The sequence below is a fragment of the Massilia pinisoli genome, assembly GCF_024753285.1.
Classification (GTDB): Bacteria; Pseudomonadota; Gammaproteobacteria; order Burkholderiales; family Burkholderiaceae_D; genus Telluria; species Telluria pinisoli.
On sequence record NZ_JANUGW010000010.1, the window covers coordinates 38014 to 63967 of the forward strand.

The 25954-nt window shown below is 65.9% G+C and carries 23 protein-coding genes and 1 pseudogene; 19 read left to right on the forward strand and 5 right to left on the reverse strand.

What is annotated here, in order from left to right; genetic code table 11:
• Window positions 1–346 precede the first annotated feature (346 nt).
• From minC to minE, 3 genes are read left to right on the forward strand one after another with little or no spacing between them, the layout of a single operon-like run.
• Window positions 347–1126, forward strand: a complete 780-nt coding sequence (gene minC / locus NX784_RS15010) for a septum site-determining protein MinC (protein WP_258817496.1) — start codon at window positions 347–349, stop codon at window positions 1124–1126.
• Between the two features lie 54 nt (window positions 1127–1180).
• Window positions 1181–1996: a septum site-determining protein MinD gene (gene minD / locus NX784_RS15015; protein WP_258817497.1), complete on the forward strand. Its 816-nt coding sequence runs from the start codon at window positions 1181–1183 to the stop codon at window positions 1994–1996.
• A 1-nt stretch (window position 1997) separates the two neighbouring features.
• Window positions 1998–2249 (forward strand): cell division topological specificity factor MinE, encoded by a 252-nt coding sequence (gene minE, locus NX784_RS15020; protein ID WP_036231293.1) that lies wholly within the window; start codon window positions 1998–2000, stop codon window positions 2247–2249.
• Between the two features lie 23 nt (window positions 2250–2272).
• Here minE and NX784_RS15025 read toward each other — a convergent pair whose 3' ends face one another.
• Window positions 2273–2779: a YcjF family protein gene (locus NX784_RS15025; protein WP_258817498.1), complete on the reverse strand. Its 507-nt coding sequence runs from the start codon at window positions 2777–2779 to the stop codon at window positions 2273–2275.
• A gap of 209 nt (window positions 2780–2988) precedes the next feature.
• Here NX784_RS15025 and NX784_RS15030 point away from each other — a divergent pair, with 209 nt between their 5' ends.
• From NX784_RS15030 to NX784_RS15095, 14 genes are all read left to right on the forward strand, one after another.
• Window positions 2989–3678 carry a response regulator transcription factor gene (locus NX784_RS15030; protein ID WP_166857499.1) on the forward strand — a complete coding sequence of 230 codons (690 nt, stop codon included), beginning with the start codon at window positions 2989–2991 and terminating at the stop codon, window positions 3676–3678.
• Window positions 3679–3731: 53 nt separating this feature from the next.
• A complete protein-coding gene (hemA, locus tag NX784_RS15035) occupies window positions 3732–5006 on the forward strand; it encodes a glutamyl-tRNA reductase (RefSeq protein ID WP_258817499.1) in 1275 nt (424 codons plus the stop codon).
• 72 nt (window positions 5007–5078) lie between these two features.
• The gene (gene prfA, locus NX784_RS15040; RefSeq protein WP_258817500.1) at window positions 5079–6155 is read left to right on the forward strand and encodes a peptide chain release factor 1; all 1077 of its coding nucleotides are present in this window, start codon (window positions 5079–5081) and stop codon (window positions 6153–6155) included.
• A gap of 64 nt (window positions 6156–6219) precedes the next feature.
• Window positions 6220–6693 carry a disulfide bond formation protein B gene (locus NX784_RS15045; RefSeq protein WP_258817501.1) on the forward strand — a complete coding sequence of 158 codons (474 nt, stop codon included), beginning with the start codon at window positions 6220–6222 and terminating at the stop codon, window positions 6691–6693.
• Window positions 6690–7520: a peptide chain release factor N(5)-glutamine methyltransferase gene (gene prmC, locus NX784_RS15050; protein WP_258817502.1), complete on the forward strand. Its 831-nt coding sequence runs from the start codon at window positions 6690–6692 to the stop codon at window positions 7518–7520. The genes NX784_RS15045 and prmC overlap by 4 nt, the downstream gene beginning before the upstream one ends.
• A 61-nt stretch (window positions 7521–7581) precedes the next feature.
• On the forward strand, window positions 7582–9396 hold the full coding sequence (locus NX784_RS15055) for a DUF885 domain-containing protein (RefSeq protein WP_258817503.1): 1815 nt from the start codon (window positions 7582–7584) through the stop codon (window positions 9394–9396).
• Window positions 9397–9459: 63 nt separating this feature from the next.
• Complete coding sequence (gshA, locus tag NX784_RS15060; RefSeq protein WP_307735996.1) at window positions 9460–11079, forward strand: glutamate--cysteine ligase; 1620 nt, start codon at window positions 9460–9462, stop codon at window positions 11077–11079.
• Between the two features lie 81 nt (window positions 11080–11160).
• Entirely contained in the window at window positions 11161–12177 is a 1017-nt protein-coding gene (locus tag NX784_RS15065; protein WP_258817505.1) for a histone deacetylase family protein, read from the forward strand.
• Window positions 12178–12209: 32 nt separating this feature from the next.
• The gene (locus tag NX784_RS15070; protein WP_258817506.1) at window positions 12210–12677 is read left to right on the forward strand and encodes a GNAT family N-acetyltransferase; all 468 of its coding nucleotides are present in this window, start codon (window positions 12210–12212) and stop codon (window positions 12675–12677) included.
• A 261-nt stretch (window positions 12678–12938) separates the two neighbouring features.
• Window positions 12939–13331 (forward strand): GntR family transcriptional regulator, encoded by a 393-nt coding sequence (locus NX784_RS15075; RefSeq protein ID WP_258817507.1) that lies wholly within the window; start codon window positions 12939–12941, stop codon window positions 13329–13331.
• Window positions 13328–14245: an ABC transporter ATP-binding protein gene (locus NX784_RS15080; RefSeq protein WP_258817508.1), complete on the forward strand. Its 918-nt coding sequence runs from the start codon at window positions 13328–13330 to the stop codon at window positions 14243–14245. Before NX784_RS15075 ends, NX784_RS15080 begins: the two co-directional genes overlap by 4 nt.
• A 10-nt stretch (window positions 14246–14255) precedes the next feature.
• Window positions 14256–16088 carry a hypothetical protein gene (locus tag NX784_RS15085; protein WP_258817509.1) on the forward strand — a complete coding sequence of 611 codons (1833 nt, stop codon included), beginning with the start codon at window positions 14256–14258 and terminating at the stop codon, window positions 16086–16088.
• A gap of 10 nt (window positions 16089–16098) precedes the next feature.
• Window positions 16099–16689 (forward strand): hypothetical protein, encoded by a 591-nt coding sequence (locus NX784_RS15090; RefSeq protein WP_258817510.1) that lies wholly within the window; start codon window positions 16099–16101, stop codon window positions 16687–16689.
• A gap of 249 nt (window positions 16690–16938) precedes the next feature.
• The gene (locus NX784_RS15095; RefSeq protein WP_258817511.1) at window positions 16939–17592 is read left to right on the forward strand and encodes a hypothetical protein; all 654 of its coding nucleotides are present in this window, start codon (window positions 16939–16941) and stop codon (window positions 17590–17592) included.
• Window positions 17593–17989: 397 nt separating this feature from the next.
• On the opposite strand, the gene NX784_RS15100 is transcribed toward NX784_RS15095, so the two are convergent.
• The 4 genes and pseudogenes from NX784_RS15100 to NX784_RS15115 form a co-directional block, all read right to left on the reverse strand.
• On the reverse strand, window positions 17990–19294 hold the full coding sequence (locus tag NX784_RS15100) for an MFS family transporter (protein ID WP_258817648.1): 1305 nt from the start codon (window positions 19292–19294) through the stop codon (window positions 17990–17992).
• Window positions 19295–19615: 321 nt separating this feature from the next.
• Window positions 19616–20476: pseudogene (locus NX784_RS28830) on the reverse strand (hypothetical protein); the annotation flags it as partial.
• Between the two features lie 92 nt (window positions 20477–20568).
• Window positions 20569–21045: an FKBP-type peptidyl-prolyl cis-trans isomerase gene (locus NX784_RS15110; RefSeq protein WP_258817512.1), complete on the reverse strand. Its 477-nt coding sequence runs from the start codon at window positions 21043–21045 to the stop codon at window positions 20569–20571.
• Window positions 21046–21177: 132 nt separating this feature from the next.
• Entirely contained in the window at window positions 21178–23055 is a 1878-nt protein-coding gene (locus NX784_RS15115) for a potassium transporter Kup (protein ID WP_258817513.1), read from the reverse strand.
• A gap of 244 nt (window positions 23056–23299) precedes the next feature.
• On the opposite strand from NX784_RS15115, the gene rarD reads away from it, so the two are divergent.
• Entirely contained in the window at window positions 23300–24184 is an 885-nt protein-coding gene (rarD, locus tag NX784_RS15120) for an EamA family transporter RarD (protein ID WP_258817514.1), read from the forward strand.
• 82 nt (window positions 24185–24266) lie between these two features.
• The gene (gene ettA / locus NX784_RS15125; protein WP_258817515.1) at window positions 24267–25934 is read left to right on the forward strand and encodes an energy-dependent translational throttle protein EttA; all 1668 of its coding nucleotides are present in this window, start codon (window positions 24267–24269) and stop codon (window positions 25932–25934) included.
• Window positions 25935–25954 lie beyond the last annotated feature (20 nt).

Consider the following 25954-nt stretch of genomic DNA (forward strand, 5'->3'; position numbering starts at 1 on the left):
CAACTCCGCATGCATGGATTACATCGAATGCGGCAGACACCGGTGGGCGCGGCAGGTCGTCCACGTTGTGCGCTTGATGAATCACAATCTCCGCTCAGGCTTGGACAGAAAGCCAACAATATTAGTGACCTCGCTTAAAGTTTGTTTAAGCAAAATCAATCTTATCAGCTTATTCAACGGAAAAAACAGTCTCGGGCTTGATTTCGCTTAAGGCTGAGTATCTTTATCAGACATTATTTTTGTTCCGGAAACATCGATTGCCGCCCGTCTAAACTTGGCCAAAACCCTTTTCCTTTGGGCTAAATTTCAAAGTAGAATGCACGGGCTAAGCCAACCACATTGATTTATGCCCAAAAGCCCGAGCTCCCTGCCCATCGAAATCAAGATCTCCACGGTCGTGGCCATTTCGACCATCCTGCATTCGGCCGATCCGATCGCGATCGATGCCGCGCTGAAGCAGATGACCGGGGGCGTCTCCGATTTCTTCGAGGATGAATTCGCCGTCATCGACGTCGCCGGCATCGCCGAGGAGGCCGGGCGCATCGATTGGGAGGCGCTGGTCGCGCTGCTGAAAAAATACCGCCTGAACGCCGTCGCCGTACGCGGCGCGCCGGCCGCGCTGCACCACGTGATCCGTGCCCACGACCTGTTCCTGGACGACGGCACCAGCGGCCTGCAGACGAACGGCGGACGCGAACGCGAGGTGCCCGCGCCGGCACCGGTGGAAGCGGCCGAGCCCGCGCCGGCACCGGTCCCCGCAGCGGCACCGGCCGCACCGACCCTGGCGATGATCGTCGACACGCCGGTGCGCGCCGGCCAGCGCATCTACGCGCGCGGCACCGACCTGATCGTGACGGCCGTCGTGAACAATGGCGCCGAGCTCATTGCCGACGGCAGCATCCACGTGTACGCGCCGCTGCACGGCCGCGCGCTCGCGGGCGCGTCCGGCAATGCGGACGCCCGCATCTTCGCGCTGCAGCTGCAGCCGGAACTGGTGTCGATCGCGGGCGTGTACCGCACGTTCGACGACGGTTTTCCCGCCGACGTGGCACGCCAGCCGGCACAAATCCGTTTGGTCGGCGATCGAATCGATATATCATCGCTGGGTTCGGCGATCCGCAGTTAAAGCGCGCGCCCCTGTACAGCACTGACCAGATATTGAAAAGGACACAAATTTTTCATGGCAAGAATTATCGTTGTAACGTCCGGTAAGGGCGGTGTGGGCAAGACCACTTCGAGCGCCAGCTTCTCGAGCGGCCTCGCATTGCGCGGCCACAAGACGGCCGTCATCGACTTCGACGTCGGCCTGCGCAACCTCGACCTGATCATGGGTTGCGAACGTCGCGTCGTGTACGACTTGATCAACGTCATCAACGGCGAAGCGAGCCTGACCCAGGCCATGATCAAGGACAAGCACTGCGACAACCTGTTCATCCTCCCGGCTTCGCAGACCCGCGACAAGGACGCGCTGACGGAAGAAGGCGTCGAGCAGGTGTTGAACGAGCTGGTCAAGATGGACTTCGAATACATCATCTGCGACTCGCCGGCCGGCATCGAGCACGGCGCGCTGATGGCGCTGACGTTCGCCGACGAGGCGCTGATCGTCACCAATCCGGAAGTGTCGTCCGTGCGCGACTCCGACCGCATCCTGGGTATCCTGCAGGCCAAGTCGCGCCGCGCCCAGAGCGGCGGCGAGCCCGTCAAGGAACACCTCCTGATCACCCGTTATTCGCCGCGCCGCGTCGAAAACGACGAGATGCTGTCATACGAGGACGTGCAGGAAATCCTGCGCATCCCCCTGCTGGGCATCATTCCGGAATCGGAAGCCGTGCTGCACGCGTCGAACCAGGGCAACCCGGCCATCCATTTCAAGGATACGGACGTGGCCCAGGCCTACCAGGACGTCGTGTCGCGCTTCCTCGGCGAAGAAATCCCGCTGCGCTTCACCAACTACGAGAAGCCGGGCTTCCTGCAGCGACTGTTCGGAGCGAAGTGACATGCCTCTGCTCTCATTCCTGTTCCCCAAGAACCAGAAAAGCGCGACTGCGGCCAAGGAAAGGCTGCAGATCATCATCGCCCGCGAACGCAGCGGCCGCGGCGGTCCGGACTTCCTGCCGGCGCTGCACCGCGAGCTGATCGAAGTGATCTCGAAGTACACGAAGGTCAACGCCGAGGACATCAAGATCTCCCTCGACCGCCAGGGCAACCTGGAAGTGCTCGACGTCAACGTCGTCCTGCCGGACGCCTGACCGTCCCGCGCCGCGCCGGCTACCTATGCCGGCGTGGCCGCCACCTCGCGCGCGACGCGCGTGCAGGCTTCAATATGCTGGTATCCCATCTGCCTGAATAAGGCAAAACCGATCACCGCCGACGCGAGTTGTCCCGCCAGCGGCACGATCTTCGCCGCCGACTTGGCCGCCAGCTTGGCGCCTGATTTCCGTAACAGTTTCAGCACCAGTTCCTTCGTCACGATCTTGCCCACCAGCGTACCGCCCAGCGCCGCCACGGCCTGGTAGGCGGCGATGCGCATGCGCGGCTGCAACTGGTCGATCTGGTCGGGCGACAGGCCGAACGCCTGGTTGATCTCTTCCACCATCAAGGCGAAGCTGGAGAGATCCGCGACGACGTCCACGCCCGGCAGCGGAATCGCGGACACACCCGCCGAAATGGCCGCGCGCTTGCGCACGAGGCCGCGGCAGCGCTCGCGTACGCGCTCGATGTCCGCACCGGAAACGGGCAGCAGAGCGAGCTCCTCGTCCTTGCTTTTTTTCCTGAACATAATCGCTCCTGACTAAAGGATTTCAGGACAGTGTAACCGCGAGTGTGTCGTCGAGCTGACACAACTATGACGCAATTACCCAACGAAAATGTGAATTTATCTGCGGCATCGGTAGCTTTCCTTTTTAAAAGTCTGATATATTTAGTGACATTGTAGGAATGTTCCTACAGAGAGGTCCTGAAGTCCCACACGCCGAGACAGCGAACATCATGAGAATATCCGTACTGGACAACGACACGACGCAGGCAGAACTCATCTGCCAGGTTCTGAACGGGGCTGGGCATAGCTGCCAAGCGTTCGACAGCGGCAAAGACCTGCTTGGTCAACTCCGCAAGGACAGCACCGATCTGCTGATCGTCGATTGGCAAGTGACCGACGTCCCGGCGGCGGAACTCCTGCGCCGCGCCAAGGAAAAACTGGCGCCGAACACACCCACGATGTTCCTCGCCGGCACCTCAGCCGAGGACGACATCGTGGCGGGCGTCACGGCCGGCGCGGACGACTACCTCGTCAAGCCGCTGCGCCGCGGCGAACTGGTCGCGCGTACGCAAGCCCTGCTGCGCCGGGCATATCCGTCGCAGAACGGCGCCGAACAGTTGCAATTCGGCCCGTACGTGTTCGAAACCCGCCCGGGTCGCCTGATGATGGACGGCGAGCAGATCGACGTCACGCACAAGGAGTTCAACCTGGCGCTGCTGTTCTTCCGCAACCTCGGCCGGCCGCTGTCGCGCGCCTACATCCACGAGTCGATCTGGGTGCGCGAAACGGCGATCCCGTCGCGTACGATGGATACCCACGTCTCGCGCGTGCGCAACAAGCTGCGCCTGCGTCCGGAGAACGGTTTCCGTCTCGTGCCGGTGTACAGCTACGGCTATCGGCTGGAAAAACTGGGCGCGTGAATCCCTGCCGCGGTAGGGGTATAATGGGCGTGCTGCCCAATTTTTGATCACCCATGCAACTGCTCGCCGTCGGCCTCAATCACACCACCGCACCGGTCTCGCTGCGCGAGCAACTGGCGCTGGCGCCTGAGCAGCTCGGCGATGCGGTGCAGGCGGCACGCGGGTGGTTCTCCAAGCTCAATACACGGGGCGAGGACGAGGCGGCGCTCCTCTCGACGTGCAACCGCACCGAGATGTACGCGGCCAGTTGCGCGCCCGATCCGCTCGACGCCTCGGCACGCTTCCTCGCCGACTACCACGACCTGAATTTCTCCGAGCTGCGCCCGCATTTGTACATGCTGCCGCAGCACGACGCCGTGCGCCATGCGTTCCGCGTCGCCTCCGGCCTCGATTCGATGGTGCTGGGCGAGGCCCAGATCCTCGGCCAGCTGAAAGACGCCGTGCGCGTCGCCGACGAAGCGGGCGGCCTCGGCACGTATCTGCACCAGCTGTTCCAGCGCAGCTTCGCCGTCGCGAAGGAAGTGCGCACGACCACCGAGATCGGCGCGCACAGCGTGTCGATGGCCGCCGCCGCCGTGCGCCTGTCGGAGCGCATCTTCGACCGCGTCAGCGAGCAGAACGTGCTGTTCATCGGCGCCGGCGACATGATCGAGTTGTGCGTCACGCACTTCGCCGCCCACAATCCGAAGTCGATCACGATCGCCAACCGCACGCTGGCGCGCGGCGAGGCGCTGGCCGCGCGCTTCAACGGCCAGGCCTTGAGCCTCGCCGACCTGTCCGACCGGCTGCCGCAGTTCGACATCGTCATCTCGTCGACCGGCTCCACGTTGCCCCTGATCGGCAAGGGCCTCGTCGAGCGCGCCATCAAGGCGCGCCGGCACCGTCCGATGTTCATGGTCGACCTCGCGGTCCCGCGCGACATCGAACCGGAAGTGGGCCGCCTGAACGACGTCTTCCTGTACACGGTCGACGACCTCGCCGACGTGGTCAAGAGCGGCGTCGAGAGCCGCCAGGCCGCCGTCGCCCAGGCCGAGGCGATCATCGAGACGCGCGTGCAATCGTTCATGCACTGGGTCGGCGATCGCGCCGTCGTGCCCGTGATCCGCGACCTGCACGAATCGAGCGAAGCGATGCGCCTCGCCGAATTGGAACGGGCGCGCAAACTGCTCGCCAAGGGTGAAGACATCGACACGGTGCTCGACGCGCTGTCGAAAGGCCTCACCGCGAAATTCCTGCACGGCCCGCAACAGGCCCTGCACCGCGCCCAGGGCGACGAGCGCGCCCGCCTCGCGAGCCTGCTGCCCCAGCTGTTCCGCGGCCGCCGTTAGCGGCCTGCTATCCTTCGTTGTCCCGCGTGCCGCTTCCTGCGGCTTGTCTGCTGTCATTCCGATAAAAATACTATGAAACCATCCATGCTGGCCAAGCTGGACCAACTGGCCAACCGCCTCGTCGAACTGGACGAACTCCTGATGTCCGAAGGCGCCACCGCGAACATGGACAGCTTCCGCAAACTGAACCGCGAACACGCCGAACTGAGCCCGCTCGTGGCCGTCTATCGCCACTACCAGACGGCGCAAGGCGACATCGCCGCCGCGCAGGAGATGCTGGCCGATCCGGACATGAAGGAATTCGCCCAGGACGAGATCGACGCAGCGAAGGCGCGCATCGCGGAGCTGGACATCGAGCTGCAGAAGATGCTGCTGCCGAAGGACGAGAACGACGAGCGCAACATCTTCCTCGAGATCCGCGCGGGCACGGGCGGCGACGAATCCGCGCTGTTCGCCGGCGACCTGCTGCGCATGTACACGCGCTACGCGGAGCGCAACCGCTGGCAGGTGGAGATGGTGTCGGAATCGCCGTCCGACCTGGGCGGCTACCGCGAAGTCATCGTGCGCATCGTCGGCCAGGGCGCGTATTCGAAGCTGAAGTTCGAATCGGGCGGCCACCGCGTGCAGCGCGTGCCGGCGACGGAAACGCAGGGCCGCATCCACACGTCCGCATGCACTGTCGCCGTGATGCCGGAAGCGGACGAAGTCGAAGACGTGCAGATCAACCCGGCCGACTTGCGCATCGACACGTACCGCGCGTCGGGCGCCGGCGGCCAGCACATCAACAAGACGGATTCCGCCGTGCGTCTGACGCACCTGCCGACCGGTATCGTCGTCGAATGCCAGGACGACCGCAGCCAGCACAAGAACAAGGCGCAGGCGATGAAGGTGCTGGCCGCGCGCATCAAGGACGTGCAGTTGCGCGAGCAGCAGAGCAAGGAAGCGGCGACGCGCAAGAGCCTGATCGGCTCGGGCGACCGCAGCGAACGCATCCGCACGTACAATTTCCCGCAGGGCCGCCTGACCGACCACCGCATCAACCTGACCTTGTACAAGCTGGACATGATCATGGACGGCGACCTGGCCGAACTGACGAATGCCCTGTCGGCCGAGCACCAGGCGGAACAGTTGGCCGCGCTGGGCGATTAGAATTAAGACCGTTATAAGTTGCTAGACTGAAAATAACTTTTTTCGATAACGTCCACAGGAACCCATGTCCTCGTCCCGCAATCTCCTGCTCGCCATCGCCGCCGTCAGCATCGCCCTGGTCGGCGCCGCCCTCTACCTGCAGCACGCGAAGGACATGCTGCCCTGCCCGCTGTGCGTGATCCAGCGCTACCTGTTCCTCGGCATCGCGCTCTCCAGCCTCATCGGCGCCTTCGCCAACAAGATCAAGGCCGGCGCCGGACTCGCGTTGCTGTGCGCGCTGGGCGGCCTCGGCGTCGTCGGCAAGCATTTGTACGTGCTCGCGCACCCCGGCTTTTCGTGCGGCATCGATCCGATGGAGACCACGTTGAACAAGATCCCCACCGCGACCATGCTGCCATGGCTGTTCCGCGCGGACGGCCTGTGCGAAGCCGCGCAAGAGACCGTGTTCGGCCTGAACGTGCCGCAGTGGTCGGCCGTGTGGTTCGTGATCCTCACGCTGGCTCTCGTCTGGGTGCTGGTGCGGCGCGCGCGTCGATGACCATCGAGCCAGGCGCCACGGTCGCCGCGGTACAGGCCGCCCTGCCCCTCGATCCGCTGGAAAACCGCATCCTGCTGTGCCACGCGACGGGCCTGTCGCGCGTGCAGCTGATCACGCAGGGCGACCGGCCCCTCGGCGCCGACGAAGCGGCACGCCTCGCCGACCTCGTGGCGCGCCGGCTGCAGGGCGAGCCGATCGCCTACATCGTCGGCAAGCGCGAATTCTTCGGCCTCGATTTTCAAGTCGGCCCCGCCGTGCTGATTCCCCGTCCGGACACGGAACTGATCGTGGAACTGGCGCTCGAACGCCTGCCGGCACAGGCCCCCCGCCTGCTCGACATGGGCACGGGCAGCGGCGCGATCGCCGTCGCCGTGGCACACACGCGGCCCGACGCCGACGTCACGGCGCTGGACGTCAGCCCCGACGCGCTGGCCGTCGCGCAAGCGAATGCGGCGGCCAACGGCGCACGCGTGCGCTTCCTGGCAAGCAGCTGGTTCGACGCGCTCGCGCCCGACGTGACGTTCGACGTCATCGCCTCGAACCCGCCGTACATCGCGGCCGGCGACGACCACCTGGCGCAGGGCGACCTGCGTTTCGAACCGGTGGGTGCGCTGACCGACCATGCGGACGGCCTGTCCGCGCTGCGCACCATCGTCGCGGGCAGCCCGCGCCACCTCGTGCCGGGCGGCTGGCTGCTGCTGGAGCACGGGTACGACCAGGCGGCGGCCGTGCGTGCGCTGCTCGCGGATGCCGGTTTCACGGACGTCCAGAGCTGGCAGGACCTGGCCGGCATCGAGCGCGTGAGCGGCGGACGTTTCCGGGTTTGACGCCGGCGCGGCGTGCCTGCCGCCTTTGCTACAATGCCCGGTCCACCACCGGAGCCACGTGATGCGTCGACTGTTCGCGACCCTCATCCTGCTGGGCCCCCTGGCCGCGCTCGCGGCGGACGTCGCCGCGCCCGCACCGCCCGGTGCCGCCGACCAGGCGCACGCACTGTTCGAGCGCGACTGGCAATGGCGCCTCAAGCACCAGCCCGAATTCGCCACGAGCGTGGGCGAGCACCGCTACGACGCCCTGCTGGCCGACACGTCGCTCGCCGCGCAAACGGCGGCAGCCGACCACGCGCGCCGCATGCTCGACGCCGCGCACCAGATCGACCGCGCCCAGCTGGCCGGCCAGGACCGCCTGTCGTGGGACCTGTTCACCGGGGACCAGGAACGCATCCTCGCGCGCGCCGCGTTCGTCCCGTTCGATCCGGCGCCCCTCAGCGCTCAGGACGGCCTGCAATTCCGCTTCCCGCAGCTCGTCGCGCAGATGCCCTTCGTCACGGAGGAGGACTACCGCAACTACATCGCGCGCTTGAATGCGCTGCCGCGCCACGTCGACGGCATCATCGAGCAAATGCGCGAAGGGATGAAGACCGGCTGGACGGCGCCAAAGGTCATCATGGCCGGCCTGCCCGCGCAGCTGCGCGCGCTGCGCGAGCACGCGCAGGACGGGCCGCTCGGCACGCCGTTCCAGCGCCTGCCCGCGACCATCGACGAGGCGGCGCGCACGCAGCTTGCGGCCGACGGCGCGGCCGCCCTGCGCACGGCGGCGGGCGCGCTGCAAAAGCTGGAAGACTTCGTGCGTAGCGAGTACCTGCCGGCCGCGCGCACGACGATCGGCACCGCGAGCCTGCCCGGCGGCGCCGCGTGGTATGCATACCTCGTCAAAACGGCGACGACGACGGCGCTGACGCCGGCCGAGATCCATGCGCTGGGCGTGAAGGAAGTGGCACGCATCCGCGCCGAGATGGAAGCGACGGCCGTCCGCACGGGATTCAAGGGCAGCTATCCGCAATTCGTCGCGTTCGTGCGCAGCGACCCGCGCCTGTTCCCGGCGAGCGCCGACGCGCTGCTGGAACGCTACCGGCGCACCATCGCACGGGTCGATGCCCAGCTCCCGCAGCTGTTCGGCGTCATCCCGCAGGAAGAGCTGGCGGTGAAGCCCGTGCAGCAGGAAGGCGCCGATGCGCAGGGCGGCGCCTACTACGAAGCGGGCACGCCTGAGCGCACGGCGGCCCTCGTCGTCAACACGAGCCGCCTCGCCACGCGGCCGCTGTGGGAAGTGGAGACGCTCGCGCTGCACGAGGGCGTCCCCGGCCACCACCTGCAGGTCGCGCGCGCGCGCACGTCCGACGGCCTGCCCCCGTTCCGCCGGCATGCGTGGTATCCGGCGTTCGGCGAGGGCTGGGCGCTGTATGCCGAGGGGCTCGGTCCGGCGCTGGGGCTGATGCGCGATCCGTTCTCGCAATTCGGCCGGCTGGCCGACGAGCAGCTGCGGGCGGCGCGGCTCGTCGTCGACACGGGCATCCATGCGCTGGGGTGGTCACGCCAGCAGGCCGTCGGCTACCTGAACGCGAACACGGCCAATCCGGCGGCCGACAACGAGGTCGAAGTCGACCGCATGATCGACCATCCGGGCCAGGCGCTCGCCTATAAAATCGGCCAGCTGCGCATCGTCGCGCTGCTGGCGCGGGCGCAGGCGGCTCTGGGTGCGCGCTTCGACGTACGTGCCTTCCACGACGCCGTGCTGGAGAACGGCGCCCTGCCGCTGGACCTGCTGGAACGGCATATCGACCACTGGATCGCCACGCAAGCCGCCCCGCCCGCGCCCGCCGCCGCGGCGCCCGCAGCGGCTGAGCCGGCAGCGTCCCGTTAATGAAAATGTCATATTGAGGGGCACCCGGCGCGCTCGACGGATTTCGGTTAATCTCTGCGTCTCATGCAGTATAAGAAAGGAAACCTCGTGTCGAACCAACTGACCCGCCGCTTGGCCCTGCTGGACGACGATGCCCACCGCGGCCTGCTCCAGCAAGGCCTGCGCGGCATCGAGCGCGAGACGTTACGCGTCGACGGCCGGGGCCACCTGGCCCGCACGCCGCATCCGGTGCGACTGGGCTCGGCCCTCACGCATCCGCAGATCACGACGGATTACGCGGAAGCCCTGCTCGAATTCATCACGCCGGCCGAACACGACATCGGCCTGGCCCTGCACCGCCTGGACGCAGTCCACCGCTACGCCTATTCGAAGCTGGGCGACGAACTGCTGTGGAGCCAGTCGATGCCGTGCGAGCTGCCGGGCGAGGAAGACATCGAGATCGCGTGGTACGGCAAGTCGAACCTCGGCATGCTCAAGCACGTGTACCGCCGCGGCCTGGCCCTCCGCTACGGCAAGGCCATGCAATGCATCGCGGGCATCCACTACAACTATTCGCTGCCGGAAGGCCTGTGGCAGCTGCTGGCGCAGCACGAGGGCATCACGGAAGAACGCCGCAACGCCCTGCGCGACTTCCAGTCCGAAAGCTATATCGCCACGATCCGCAACTTCCGCCGCTACAGCTGGCTGCTGATGTATTTGTTCGGCGCATCGCCCACGCTGTCGAAGGGCTTCCTGCGCGGCCGCGACCACAACCTCGAGACGCTGTCGGACGACACCCTGTTCCTGCCGTATGCGACGAGCCTGCGCATGAGCGACCTCGGTTACCAGAACGACGCCCAGTCCGGACTGCGCCCGCACGAGAACAGCCTGGAAAGCTATGTCACGTCGCTGATGGACGCCGTCAAGCGCCCATACCCGCCGTATGCGGAAATCGGCACGAAGAAGGACGGCGAGTGGATCCAGCTGTCGACCAACATCCTGCAGATCGAGAACGAATACTATTCGACGATCCGGCCCAAGCGCGTCATCCGCACGGGCGAGCGTCCCGTGCAGGCGCTGTGTGCGCGCGGCGTGCAGTACATCGAGGTGCGCTGCCTGGACGTCGATCCGTTCGAACCGATCGGCATCGCGCTCGAGACGGGCCGCTTCCTCGACGCCTTCCTGCTGTTCTGCGCCCTCGAGGACAGCCCCATCATCAACGCGATGGAAGGGCAAATCCACGCGCGCAACTTCGCGCGCACCGTGAAGGAGGGCCGCCGTCCGGGCCTCACGCTCACCCGCAACGACCACGAAGTGCTGCTCAAGGATTGGGCGGAAGAGCTGCTGGAACGCATCCGCCCCGTCGCCGAACTGCTGGACCACGAGCACAATTACCAGGGCGCCCACGTCGACGCCCTCGACGCGCAGAAGGCCAAGGTCCTCGATCCGGACAAGACGCCGTCCGCGCGCGTGCTGCAGGAAGTGCGCACCTTGGGCTCCTTCGCGCAATTCGGCCTGCGCCAGAGCGAGCTGCACGCGGCCGCGTTCCGCGCCGATCCGCTGATGCCGGCCGAGACGGCGCTGTTCGACGAGATGGCGCAGGCATCGCTGGCCGAGCAGGCGCAGATCGAGGCGACGGACACGGGTTCCTTCGACGACTTCGTCGCCGCGTACAACAGTAGTACACTGTGCCGTAACAGCTAACCCACGCTTCGACGGCACCGGCCGGGCGGTGCACGCCGCCCGCCCCGGCCCTGCGGCATCGAGGCGCCGCCCGAGACGCCCTTGCTCACCTTCTTCAACGAACACCACGCCCAGCACGCGCCGCGCGTCGACACCGCCGGCGGCGCGCGCATCGACGTCGTCGCGAACGAATTCGCACGGCGCGGCCTGGGCCGCATCGTCACGCCGCACGGCGTGCCGCTGACGTCGCTGGAACGGACGCATACGCCGCGCTACCTGCACTTCCTGCGCGGCGCGTGGAGCGAGTGGCTCGCCCTCGACGCGCGCAACGCCGAACGCGATCCGCTGCCGTCCGCGTGGCCCCTGGCGGGCATGCGCCGCGACGTCGAGCCGGACAGCTTCGCGGGCCGCCTCGGCCTGTACGCGTGCGACGCCGCGACGCCGCTGACGGCCGGCACGTGGACGGCGGCGAAGACGGGCGCCGCCTGCGCGATCAACGCGGCGCACGCGCTGCGCCTGGGCGAGCGCGCCACGTTCGCCCTCACCCACCCCGCCGGCCACCACGCGGGCGCCGATTACTTCGGCGGCGGCTGCTTCCTGAACAACGCGGCGCTCGCGGCCCAGCACTTGCTCGACGACGGCCTGCAGCGCGTGGCCATCCTCGACATCGACTACCACCACGGCCACGGCACGCAAGACATCTTTTATCGGCGCCGCGATGTACTGTTCGCATCGATCCACGCCGACCCGCGCTCGGACTACCCGTTCTATGCGGGCCACGCGGACGAGACGGGCGCCGACGCGGGTGTCGGCTTCAACCTGAACGTGCCGCTGCCGCGCGGCGTCAACGCGGCGCAGTGGTTCGCGGCGCTGGAGACGGCGTGCATCAAGCTGGCGGGGTTTTCTCCGCAGGCGCTCGTCGTGTCGCTCGGCGCCGCAGGTATCGATGGCGATCCGCGCGCGCACTTCGACCTCGCGGGCGGCGACTTCCTGCGCATCGGCGAACGCATCGGCTTTCTCGGCGTGCCGACCGTCTTCGTGTTCGAAGGCGGCGCAGTCGTGCCCGAACGCGGTATCAACGTGGTCAACGTGCTCGAAGGTTTCGAGACGGCGGCCTGATTCTTCAGCATGGTTCAACGACTGGAACGACAATGATCGAATGGCAGTGGAGCCGCTTCGCCGACCTCACGGCGGCGGAACTGTACGAGATGCTGGCCCTGCGCCAGCAAGTGTTCGTGCTCGAACAGGCGTGCCTGTACCCGGACATCGATGGCCTCGACGTCGATGCGCACCACCTGCTCGGCTGGAAAACCGTGGCCGGCAAGCGGGAGCTGGCCGCCACATTGCGCTGCCTGGCGCCGGGCGCGAAATACGACGAGATGTCGCTGGGCCGCGTCGCCACGAGCGCGTCCGCGCGCGGCACGGGACTCGGCCGCGAACTGGTCGCGCAAGGCATCGCCTGCGCGGACCGGCTGCACCCCGGGCACGCGATCCGCATCGGTGCGCAGGCGCACCTGGAAGCGTTCTACGGCAGCTTCGGCTTCCGCACGGTCTCCGCACCGTACGATGAGGACGGCATTCTGCACATCGACATGCTGCGGCAGGCTGCCGGGGTTTAGGGCACCGCGAAGAATCGTCGCGCGCCGCAGCAGGTGTGACGGGCCCGCCGCCCAGGTGGACGGCCTTCCGCTTCTCCAGAGGGAAACAAAACCGTAGACCGAGCCTGGCTGGCCGTCCGCTATCGGGCCATAACATAAGCGGGCGTTGCCTGTCAGGATAAGAAGAGCCGCACGCTCCGAGGGCTTGACGCCGTTGATTTTTTGGTGCTACTGTACTATCCGTTATAGTACAGTTAATTTCTTATGAGCCGACGACCTACCGTGGTTCTCCAGATCGTGACCGGCGATCCGCGACCCATCGTGCGCCAGATTACAGATGGTGTGAAACGCCTTATTGCTGCCGGCGAACTGCTGCCGGGCGACGTGCTGCCCAGCGTGCGCGGTATGGCGCAGCAACTTTCGATAAATCCGAACACGGTCGCCAAGGCGTACACGGAGCTGACGGCCGAAGGCTGGCTTCATGCCCGGGCGGGCTTGGGCCTGTTCGTGGCTGAGCAGCGGCAGCGCCTGTCCAATACCGAGCGCGAACGCCGCCTTGGAGAGGCGGTGGACCGCTTCGTCAGCGACGTGATCGGGCTCGATTATCCGCCGCAGACAGTCCTCGACCATGTTGCGACCGAACTTGCTCACTATGCCGCGAGGAAGACCGCATGAGCGACTATGCCATCGACACCGAGGCGCTGTGCCTGTCCTACGGGAACAAGCTCGCCCTCGACCACTTGACGCTCAAGCTGCCGCGCGGTGTCGTCCACACCTTCATTGGCGCCAACGGAGCGGGGAAATCGTCGCTGTTTCGGGTGCTGCTCGGCTTCGAGCAGGCCAGCGCCGGCAGCGCACGCGTGCTCGGTCACGACCACACGTGCCTGACACCGGCGCAGCGCGAGCGCATCGGTTACGTGAACGAGGAGCACGCGCTGCCAGGCTGGATGCGGGTGCGCGAGCTGAAACGCATGCACGAGCGCCAGTACGCACGCTGGAACGAGGCGCGCTACCACGAAGTGATCCACCACTTCGACGTGATGCCGGAGCAGCGCGTGTGTGAATTGTCGCGCGGCGAGCGGGCGGGCCTGAGCCTGGCACTTGCCCTGTCGCAGTGCCCGGAATTGCTGATCCTCGACGAGCCGACCCTGGGCCTGGACGTGGTTGCGAAGCGCGTGTTCCTGGACACGTTGCTCGAGACGACGGTGTTCGATAACGACGGTGCCACCATCGCGTTCTGCTCGCACCAGATGGACGAAATCGAGCGTGTCGCCGACAACCTCGTCATTCTCGAACACGGCAGGCTGCGCTACATGAACGGTCCCGCAGACTTCTGTGAGCGCATCCGTCTGTGGGTTGCCGCGTTCCCATTCAAGACGCCGGACATATGGCAGCTGCCAGGCGTGCTGCAGGCGCAGACGATCGAAGGTCACACGCACCTTGTCGTGTTCGACCAGGACGACAGCTTCGGCGCACGCCTCAAGCTGCTGGGCGCGCAATCGGTTCAGACGATACCGCTCGGCCTGGAGCGCGCCGTGAATGCGTTCCTGACCCATGGCCACGCCGGCACGTCGCGCCGCGCCGCATAAGGACACTCTCATGCTTGAGCTGTATGTTTCCGAACTGCGCCGCTTCCGCATGGCGGCTGCAATCCATGGCATCGCCTCTTTGTTGATCCTGGTGGCGCTGGAGCAGGTGGCCGACCTGCCCAGCGAATCGAGCTGGACCCACGTGGTCATGCTGATGCTGTACATGCTATCCGGCCTCGGTCTGGCGCTCTACCAATTCGGCACCTACCGCCAGCCGAACCGCTGGATCTGGTTGCTGCACCGACCGATCCACCGAGCGCGCGTACTGGCTGCGCTGGTACTGGCCGCCCTGACGCTTGTGTTGCTGGCCGTCGCGCTGCCGTTGTTCATCGTGCTGGCCTCGCAGGCGCACTTCACGAGCCGCGTCATCGACGGCCGCCATTACGCAGGCGCCGCCTTTCTGGCGCTGTCCACGCTGTCGGCCTGGCTTGCGGGCGGCTACATGATGCTGCACCGCAGCCGCTGGGCATTCGCGATCATGGTGCTGCCGCTCGTGCTCACTCTGCGCATGGCCACGGCTGTCACCGTACTCGGGCTTGGCGTGGTTTGCTCCGCGCTGCTGTTGTTCCTGCTGTACACCGTGTTTCGCCCGAGCCGGCACATCGGCGACCGGGTGGGTGCCGTCGTCACCAATGCGCTGCCCCTGCAGGTTTGTTTCTACCTGGCCCTGGTCTGGGGCGGTTCGATGCTGTTCCAGCTCGGGCAGATGCTCGCCGGCGTGTACCCGCTGTCCAGCGACCACGTGCCGCGCGGCGGACTTACGGAGGCCGTCCGCTCATACCCGGACGAAGCCATCCAGCTCGGACTGGCCGCCAGCACCGACCCGCGCGCCGCCACCTGGCGCGCGGTCCTCGAGCACGATAACAGCGTGTCCGTCGGCCCGAACGTGCGCCAGTATGCGGTGCACGACCTGATCACGAACCAAGGCCGCGTCATGTTCAGCGACGACGCGAATCTCTGGACATTCAGCCACGACCGCATGATGTACCGCGGCGTGAATCGCCGCACCCGCGTCGACAAGGGCTGGTTGGGCGCCGGCGACCATGGGGCCGCACCGTTCGCCGCGCAGCCGACAGTCGTGCGCGACAACCGCAAGACGACCTACCTCGTGAATCCCCGCGACCTGCACGTGCTGGACGCCGCGCACGGCACACTGCACCGCGTGCTGCGCGCTGACGGCGCCGAACAACTCGCGGGCGGTGTCGCAGTGCTCGGCGACCGGATCTTCGTGCTCACGAACCGCCGGCTCATCTTGCTGGCGCCCGGCGCTGGCCGGGACGAGATCGTGGCACAGGTCCGGCTGCCACAGCCTTTCGGCGACCTGGAGCGCGTCGATGCGGCAGGCGTGACGGACGGGACCTTGGTGTCATTCGTGTACGGCTACCGCCAGACGGGCGGCGTGGCGAGCGCGCCGCAAGTCGTCTACCTGATCGACCGCGCGGGCCATGTCCAGCAAGTGGCGCGGCGCGAACTGTCGCATGATTTTCCGCTGCTGTTCGAGCACAAGGACTGGTGGGCGTCGCCGGCGCTGTACACGCTGGTCAGCCTGCCCGACGCGCTGATCGACAACGGCAGCATTCCCGACGACGGGGCATCGCGCTTCGCGCAATTGCTGCGTCCGCGACCCGTGGAGGCGTGGACCGCCGCGCTGGCAGCCTGCCTGCTTTCAGCGGCGGGGGCGGCCTGGTGGACGCGCCGCCTCCATGCTGCCCCGCGCACGCGGCTCGCATGGTGTTTGGCCTGCATAGTGCTGGGGGTGCCGGGACTACTGTCGCTAATGGTGTTGCGGCCACGCGAATATGCGGCGGTGCGCCCGACATCGGCTGTCGCCGCTCATGGGTGAAGGTACGCGGATGGCGCCACGCGTCGGCGCAAGCCGCGCGACGGGATTGCTGTGCGTGGCCGTCCTGCATGTTGGCGCCTGGTACCTGGCGGGCCACAGCGCTCCGGCGCGCAATCAGGCCGGTCCCGCGGCCACCACCTCCGCCAACGTCATCACGCTCCGGATCGTCCATACGCCGGCTCCGCGCACCAGCGCGGGAGAAAGCATCACGGTGACGCCTGCCGTCAAGCCGAAGCGCCGGAACGAATGGCACCTCGCGGTTCCACAGCCCGATGCCGCGTCCCTCGAAACGGCGCCAACGGCATCGCCCGCGAACTCGGACGAGACGGGCGTCTCCGCGTCCGGGGCGCTACTGCCGGACAGCGCAACGGTGAAACACGTCATCGCGGACTTCGTGGCCGAAGACCGGGCGCAACCCGGGCACGCCGAGCCCGCGTTGACGAGCCGTCGCAGCCCCGCGGAGAAGGCGATCGGCGCGGCCTTCCGTCCCCGATGCAATAGCGATGATGCCGCGAGGTTGGGCAATATTCGCCTGACGGGAATACTCAGGCTGGCCGCCCTGGTGCACGGCGCGGTGAGCGACACGGGATGCAAATGGTAGCCGTGTCGTCCTCCGACTTGAAGGTCATCACCGAGCTGCCGCCTGCACAATACAACCGCAACATCTTTTAGGCCTGACATGATAGCTAAACAACGCCACCCCGCATGCGTCGTCTTGGTACTTTTGTGCGGCTTGGTTGCCAACGCGAGTACAGCTCAAGACACTATGTCGGAGCCCAAGCCGGCTGAACCGGGTGATGCGGCGCCTGAAGTGCAATCCGTCTCCGTCAGTGCGGTGAAGGATCCGGAAATGAAGTCCTATCGCGCCATGCTTGCCGGGCTCGACGCCTTCGAGAAGCATCACGCGCTTGCCCCCCGAGCGCCGCAGCTGAGATTCGTGTTGTCATCGCTATCCGACGGGTCGCGTGTGGACTTCGCCCACACCAAACTCAGTATCCGCGGCGACAACGTGACGATTCCTTTGCTGCTTGATGCGGGCAATGGCTTCGTCCTTCCAAAAAACAAACAAGCGGAAAACGACAACGCGGACCTGATCCTTGATATCCGCAAAGGCAAGATAAGGGGGCGTCCGGACGTGCGAACGCCTGGCATACCCTCCGACGCGCGCCGCTTGGGTGACTTGCGGCTTGAATGCGAAGTAAGGAGTGCTATAGCAAAAGCGGAGATGAATTTCGTCTTCCGTGGCGCGCTGGCTGCCGTCACGCTGGGACATGGGCTCTGCGGCTCTCAGAGCATGCACTTAGGCTTTTTCGCCGGGAAAAATATTAGAGAAATCACACTCGTGTCAGCTACCCGACGCGCGCCACTGACGACGTTCTTTGGCCCAAACTATTTTCCGCCAATAAGCGATCAAAGTTGGCCGGACGATACGCTCGTCAAATTTCAGTTTGACCATGCTGCGTCATCACAAGAATCCACAGGTCCCGAGAGCCGGTCTAACTGAACAATGGTCCGGCTACAATGTCCAGCGAAAGGCAGTCGAGCAAGGCAAACGTTGGCGAATTCCTGCACCTCACCGTCTGTAATGGGGTCGGTTGCGGCCGGTCATGATAGTCCGCGCATTTTCCGGCTGGGCAACCTGCCATCCTGGGCTGAACGGCCGAGGTCGGCCCAGGCTGTGTAAAAACGCAAGATCCGCGCGTTTTCAGGGAGCGCTTTACCATTCCCGACCTCGAGAAAATGCCGTAGCGGCCGTTTTACGAGGTCGTGGTTTGGTGCCGCGCCTCTCGGTTTGCGTTTTTACACAGCCTCGGCCGAAACCGGACGAACGCGACGCTTCGTGCCCTACAGGCTGTGGCGAACTGTATTGTTCGTTCACAGCAGGTTATTCGACGTGCCCGTTATTTGAGCAGGCCGGATTTCGTCGGATCGGGCATGCGGATCGCAACGACGCAGGCCACCGCACACATGACGCTCACGTACCAGTAGAAATACGGTTCGTGGCCGGCCTGCTTGAACCACAAGGCCACGTATTCCGCCGAGCCGCCGAAGATCGCGTTCGCGACCGCATACGACAAACCCACGCCCAGCGCGCGCACTTCGACGGGGAACATTTCCGCCTTGATCAAGCCGCCGATCGACGTGTACAGGCTGATCATCGCCAGCGCACACACGATCAGCGCGCCGGCCGTCACTGGGCTGGACACGTTGCGCAGCGCCATCATGATCGGCGTCGTGAACACGGCCGTGAGCGCGCCAAACGCGATCATCGACGTGCGCCGGCCGATGCGGTCGGACAGCGCACCGAACGCGGGCTGCATCAGCATGTAGAGCAGCAGGCACACCGTCATCACGCGGCTCGCCGTCTCCGTGCTCATGCCGGCCGTGTTGACGAGGTATTTCTGCATGTAGGTGGTGAACGCGTAGAAGATCAGCGAACCGCCGGCCGTGAACCCCAGCACGGTGACGAACGCGCGCCGATGATGCTTCAGCAGCGACGCGACGCTGCCCGCGGCCTCGCTCTTGCGCTCGGTGGCGGTCGTCGTCTCGTGCAGCGAACGGCGCAGGTACAGCGACACGAGGGCGGCCAGCGCGCCCACGACGAACGGGATGCGCCAGCCCCACGCCTTCAGCTCGTCGTGCGTCAGCAGCAGTTGCAGGATGCCCAGCACGAGCAGGGCCGCGAGCTGGCCGCCGATCAGGGTGACGTACTGGAACGATGCGAAGAAGCCCTTGCGTCCGGGCTCCGCGACCTCGCTCATGTACGTGGCGCTGGTGCCGTATTCGCCGCCGACGGACAGGCCCTGGAACAGGCGCGCCACGAGCAGCAGGGTGGGCGCCGCCGTGCCGATGCTGGCATAGGTCGGCAGCGCCGCGATCATCAGGGAGCCGCCGCACATCATCAGGACGGAGATCATCATCGCGTTGCGCCGGCCGTAGCGGTCGGCCACGCGGCCGAACAGCCAGCCGCCGATGGGCCGCATCAGGAAGCCGGCCGCGAAGATGCCGGCCGTGTTCAGCAGCTGCGTCGTCGGATTCCCCTTCGGGAAGAAGGCCGACGAAAAATACAGCGCGCAGAACGAATAGATGTAGAAGTCGAACCACTCAACCAGGTTGCCGGACGAGGCGCCGACGATGGCGAAGATGCGCTGGCGCGGCGTCAGGTGCTCGATGGCGTGCGCGTCCGCCGTGTCCGTCGTGGTCATGGTTCCTCCGGGAGTCTGCAAGTCGGCAAGCCCATCCCGGGCCTGGCCGTGAACCGAAGATAGCAGTTCGCCGATATTGCCGGCGCCATCATGCATGGCGGCATCGGTTCTGCGTGCCGTGCGCCGGCGCCACCACAGCAGCGCCAGGCCGCCCATCGGCAACAGGAGGGCAGGCGCGGGTTCGGGCACCGGCGTCAACAGCACCGGCGCACAAAAGCCGATGTCGTTGCAGGCGTTGGCGGCGATCTGGCCGGCGTCGTTGATGCCGACCGCGTCCATCAACACCTCGCTGCCGAGGCCTGCCGTGACGGTGTTCAGGTCGACGAGGCCGGCGCCCGCATCCACGAACGCGTGCGAAAACCCGTCGTCGGCGAAGCTGGAATAGCCGACCACGACGCCGGCCGCATTGATGGCGTGTGCCTGGCCGTAGTCGCCGCCGAACGACCCGAGGTCGTGCATGACGCCGCCGCTGTACAGGAAAGGATGCCAGACGGCGTCGGGGCCGACGAGGCTGTAGCCGACCACCTGGCCCGTGTCGTTCACGGCCTCGGCCCAGCTGAAGCCGCCGCCGAGCGTGCCGAGATCGTGCATGGCGCCGCCGACGTACAGGAAGGCGTGCGCACCGTCGTCCGGGAAACCCGACCCCGGCTGTGCGCCGCCGACGACCATGCCCGCATCGTTGATGCCGCGCGCCTGCGCATCGGTCCCGCCCAGCGTGCCGAGGTCCGTCAGCGTGCCGCCGCTGTACAGGAACGCGCGGCTGTTGCCGGATGCGTCGGTGGACGTGCCGACGACCTGGCCGCCGGCATTTACGCCGTAGGCGACGCTGTCGCCGCCGGACAGCGTGCCGATGGATTGCATGGCGCCATCGCGCCAGACGACGCCGTGCGTGGCGGCACCGGCCTGCGCGGCGCCGACGACCGTGCCGTTGCGGATGGCGGTCGCGTACGCGATGGAAGCGCCCGGCGTGGGCAGGAACGTCGTCGTCCCTGCGCGCCAGACGAAGGCGCGTTGCTGGAAAGCGGCGTCGAGGCCTGTGCCGACGATGCTGCCGTCGTTGCCGATGCCGGAGGCCGTGAAGTTTTCAGGCAGGAAGGTGGCGGTGTACAACGGACCGGCCCACGCGGGCGCGCAGGCGAACAGCGCCAACAGCAGGGGCAACAGAAAGCGGCGTATCGACATGGCAGGCTCCGGATGATCAGGCGTGCCAACGATAAGACCGACGACGCCGCGCGGGACTGATCGAAATCAGTCGTGCGCGGCGCGGCGGCGGATCAGCAGGCGGCGCTGCCGCAGACTTTCACGAGCTCGACGTCGAACACGAGGCCCGTGTTCCCGGGGATCGCGCCCGGCACGCCGCCCGCGCCGTACGCCAGGCTGCTGGGGATCTGCACGGTGCGCTTGCCGCCCACCTTCATGCCCTGCACGCCCTGGCTGAAGCCGGGGATCACGGATTCGCTCGTGCCCGTCGCGCCGATGACGAACGTGAACGGCGTGCCCGGTTTCGATGCGTCGAACTTGCTGCCCTTGAAATCGGCGGCGCTCGCGCTGTACAGCCAGCCCGTGTAATTGACCTGCACGCGCGCGCCCGACACGGCGTCGGCACCGGTGCCGACCGCGACGTCGGTCTTGGTCAGCGCGGCGGGGTTGTTGACGACGGTCGAACCGCTGGAATCGCCACCGCCGCCACCGCAGGCGGACAGGCTCAGGATGGCGGCGCAGGCGGCGGCGAGCGGGAAGGACAGTTTCATGGGACTCCTACGGAACAGGTTGGTTTATGAATGGAAAAACCGAACCTTACCAACGGGCCCTGCAAGCGTCTGTGGGGGATTTGTATGGCTTTGTAAAGCCGCCGGCCGCGGGGGCCGGCGGCGCGCGCCGGGTCAGATCTCGACCTGCGTGCCGAGTTCGATCACGCGGTTGGACGGGATCTGGTAGTAGTCGGCGGCCGTGCGGGCATTGCGCTGCATGGCCACGAACAGGTGCTCGCGCCACGGCATCATGCCCTGGCCCGGCACCGAGATCACGGTCTGGCGCGCGATGAAGAACGACGTCTCCATCATCTCGAATTCGAGGTGCTTGGCCGCGCACAGGCGCAGCACGTGCGGAATGTCGGCCTCGTCCTTGAAGCCGTAGATCACGTTCAGCTGGAAGCAGTTGTGGCCCAGCGGGACGACGTCGACCTGTTCGCTTTCCGGCACATACGGTTCCTCGCGGATGTGCACCGTGAGGAACACGACGCGGTCGTGCAGCACCTTGTTGTGCAGGAGGTTGTGCAGCAGCGCGTGCGGCACGCCGTCGGATTCGCCGCGCAGGAAGATGGCGGTGCCGGCCACGCGGCCGGGCGGCGCCACGAACAGCGACTGCAGGAAGTCGTCGAGCGGGATCGCGTGTTTTTCCAGGTTCTCGAACACGAGCTCGCGGCCGCGCTTCCACGTCAGCATCGTCGTCAGCAGGACGGCGCCCAGCAGCAGCGGGAACCAGCCGCCGTGCAGCAGCTTCAAGGTACTCGCCGAGAACAGCATGATGTCCATGATCATGAAGAAGCCGGTGGCGCCGAAGCAGATCCACAGCGGCAGGTGCCAGCGGTAGCGCACGACGAAGAACGTGAGGATCGTCGTCGCGAACATGGTCGCCGTCACCGCGATGCCGTAGGCGCCCGCCAGCTTGTCCGACGAACCGAAGCCGACGACGGCGATCAGCACGACGATCAGCTGCAGCCAGTTCACGGCCGGGATGTAGATCTGGCCGATCTCGCTTTCCGACGTGTGCATCACGCGCATGCGCGGGAGCAGGCCCAGCGCGATGGCCTGCTTCGTCATCGAGAACGTGCCCGAGATCGTGGCCTGCGACGCGATCACGGTGGCCATCGTCGACAGCAGCACGAGCGGCAGCACGCTCCAGCTGCCCAGCTGGTGGAAAAACGGGTTGTCGAGCGCTTCCGGATGCGTGATCAACAGGCCGCCCTGCCCCAGGTAGTTCAGCGCGAGCGCGGGGAACACGACCATGAACCAGGCGAAGCGGATCGGCTTCTTGCCGAAGTGGCCCATGTCCGCGTACAGCGCCTCTGCACCGGTGAACGCCAGCACGACGGCGCCCAGGGCGACGAACGCGATCATGCGCTCGCGCAGCATGAATTCGAACGCGTGCAGCGGATTCAAGGCCTGCAGGATCACGGGCGCCTGGATGATGTTGATGATGCCCATGGCGGCCAGTGCGGCGAACCACACGACCATGATCGGACCGAACCAGCGGCCGATGCCGGCCGTGCCGTGGCGCTGCACGCTGTACAGCGCAACGAGCACGACGATCGTCAGCGGCACGACGTATTTTTCCAGGCCGGGTGTCGCCACCTCGAGACCCTCGATCGCGCCCAGCACGGAGATCGCCGGCGTGATCACGCTGTCGCCGTAGAACATCGTGGCGCCGAACACGCCCAGCACCATCAGCACGTAATGCCAGCGCGACGTGCGCGTGACGGAATTCAGCGCGAGCGCCATCAGGGCCATGATCCCGCCCTCGCCGCGGTTGTCGGCACGCAGCACGAGCGTGACGTACTTGAGCGAGACGATCATCGTCAGGCCCCAGAAGATCAGGGAGACGATGCCGAGGAGGTTGGGCGTCGAGAGCGTCAGCCCATGGACGGGATCGAAGATGGTCTTGAGCGTGTACAGCGGGCTCGTGCCGATGTCGCCGTAGACGATACCGACCGCGGCCAGCGTCAGCGCCGCGAGGCTGCTTTTCTTGTGTTCTGACGTCAAGGTTTCACCGTTTTGTTGTTCTGGTGCGTTGCACAATAGAATAATTGACAAGGAAAGACAAGAGCGCGTCTTTCCGTGCGGGGACGCTATTTTCTCAGAGTTCTTTGCTGTCCTTACATTACGGTACGCAAAGTCTGCATGAACACAGCGGGTCCCAGCGCACGCGTGGCGAAAACAGGGGGCCGCCAGCGAGGTCGCGGCCGTTCGGGGATAATGTCTGACCCGTCACCCGTTTCACATTCCCATGAACACCGGCATCCTGTCCGCCACCCTCGCCTTCCTGTGCTGGGGCTTGTTTCCCCTGTATTTCCACGCCATCGGCGACGTGCCGCCGCTGCAGATCCTCGCGCACCGCGTGCTGTGGTCGCTGCTGTTCCTCGTGATCGTGCTGGCCGTGCGCCGCCAGTGGGCCTGGCTGAACCTCGTACGCCGGCCGCGCGTGTTCGGCAGCTTCGTCGCGTCCGCGCTGCTGCTCAGCATCAACTGGCTCATCTACATCTGGGCCGTGAACAACGGCCACGTGATCGAATCCAGCCTCGGGTATTTCATCAATCCGCTCGTCAACATCATGTTCGGCTCGATGCTGCTGAAGGAACGCTTGCGGCGCGCGCAATGGATGGCGATCGGCGTCGCCGCGCTGGGCGTCGCGTGGCTGACGTGGCAGGCCGGCACCGTGCCGTGGGTGGCGCTGGCGCTGGCCATCTCGTTCGGCGGCTACGGCCTGCTGCGCAAGACGGCGGCGCTCGGCGCTTTGGAGGGCTTGTCGTTCGAGACGATGGTCCTGTTCCCGCTCGCGGCCGCGTACGTCGTGTGGCTCAGCGTGCACGGCCAGAACGCCTTCATCAACACCGAGTCGAACACGACGCGCGGGCTGCTCGTCGCGGCCGGCCCCATCACGGCGATCCCGCTGGTGCTGTTCGCGGCGGGCGCGCGCAAGATCCCGATGTCGGTGCTGGGCCTGCTGCAATACCTGTCGCCGACGATGCAATTCCTGCTGGGCGTGTGGCTGTTCCACGAAGCATTCACGGCAGCCCGCCTCGTCGGCTTCGTGCTGATCTGGCTCGCGCTGGCGCTGTACGCGGCCGAAGGCTTGCTGAACCGGCCGCAGCCGGTGGCCAGGGAGGCCTGATATTTTGTGGCGCGGCGCTGCCGGTCGGCGCCGTTCTACAGTATCCTGTCGTCCTTATTTTCAAAATCCAAGCACATTACTAATGGCCAACTACGTCTACACCATGAACCGCGTGGGCAAGATCGTCCCACCGAAACGCCAGATCCTGAAGGACATTTCGCTGTCGTTCTTCCCGGGCGCGAAGATCGGCGTGCTGGGCCTGAACGGCTCCGGTAAATCGACCCTGCTGAAGATCATGGCCGGCATCGACACCGACATCCAGGGCGAAGCGCGCCCGATGCCGGGCCTGAACATCGGCTACCTGCCGCAGGAACCGCAGCTCGATCCGGAAAAAACCGTGCGCCAGGAAGTGGAAAGCGGTCTTGGTGAAGCCTTCGAGGCGCAGGCGAAGCTGGAAGCCGTGTACGCCGCCTATGCCGACGAAGACGCCGATTTCGACGCGCTGGCCAAGGAGCAGGAGCGCCTGGAATCGATCATCGCCGCGTCCGATGGCGGCAACCTGAACCTGCAGCTGGAAATGGCCGCCGACGCGCTGCGCCTGCCGCCGTGGGATGCGAAGATCGGCGTGCTGTCCGGCGGCGAGAAGCGCCGCGTGGCGCTGTGCAAGCTGCTGCTGTCGAAGCCCGACATGCTGCTCCTCGACGAACCCACCAACCACCTGGACGCCGAATCCGTCGAGTGGCTCGAACAATTCCTGCTGCGTTTCCCGGGCACAGTCGTCGGCATCACCCACGACCGCTACTTCCTCGACAACGCCGCCGAATGGATCCTGGAACTGGACCGCGGCCACGGCATTCCGTGGAAGGGCAATTATTCGTCCTGGCTGGAGCAGAAGGAAGCGCGCCTGAAGCAGGAAGAGGCGACGGAATCCGCGCGCCAGAAGGCGCTGGCGAAAGAACTGGAATGGGCACGCCAGAATCCGAAGGCCCGCCAGGCCAAATCGAAGGCGCGTCTTTCCCGCTTCAACGAACTGTCCGAATACGAATACCAGAAGCGCAACGAGACGCAGGAGATCTTCATCCCCGTCGCGGAACGCCTGGGCAATGAAGTCATCGAGTTCAAGAACGTCTCGAAAGCGTTCGGCGACCGCCTGCTGATCGACAATCTGTCGTTCACCGTGCCGCCGGGCGCGATCGTCGGCATCATCGGCCCGAACGGCGCCGGTAAGTCGACCCTGTTCCGCATGATCGCGGGCACCGAGCAGCCGGACAGCGGCGAAGTCGTCATCGGCAAGACGGCGAAGGTGTCGCTCGTCGACCAGTCGCGCGACAGCCTCGCCGCGAACAAGACCGTGTTCGAGGACGTCTCCGGCGGTGCCGACATGCTGTCCGTCGGCCGCTTCGAGATGCCGTCGCGCGCCTACCTGGGCCGCTTCAACTTCAAGGGCGCCGACCAGCAGAAACTCGTCGGCAACCTGTCCGGCGGTGAACGCGGCCGCCTGCACCTGGCGAAGACCCTGCTCAAGGGCGGCAACGTGCTGCTGCTGGACGAACCGTCGAACGACCTGGACGTCGAAACCCTGCGCGCGCTGGAAGACGCGCTGCTGGAATTCGCGGGCAGCGTGATGGTCATCTCGCACGATCGCTGGTTCCTCGACCGCATTGCCACCCACATCCTCGCATTCGAGGGCGACTCGCAAGTCACCTTCTTCAACGGTAACTACCAGGAGTACGAAGGCGACAAGAAGAAGCGCCTCGGCGAGGAAGGCGCCAAGCCGAAGCGGATCCGCTACAAGCCGCTCACCAGCTAAGAACCATCCCAGTAGGGTGG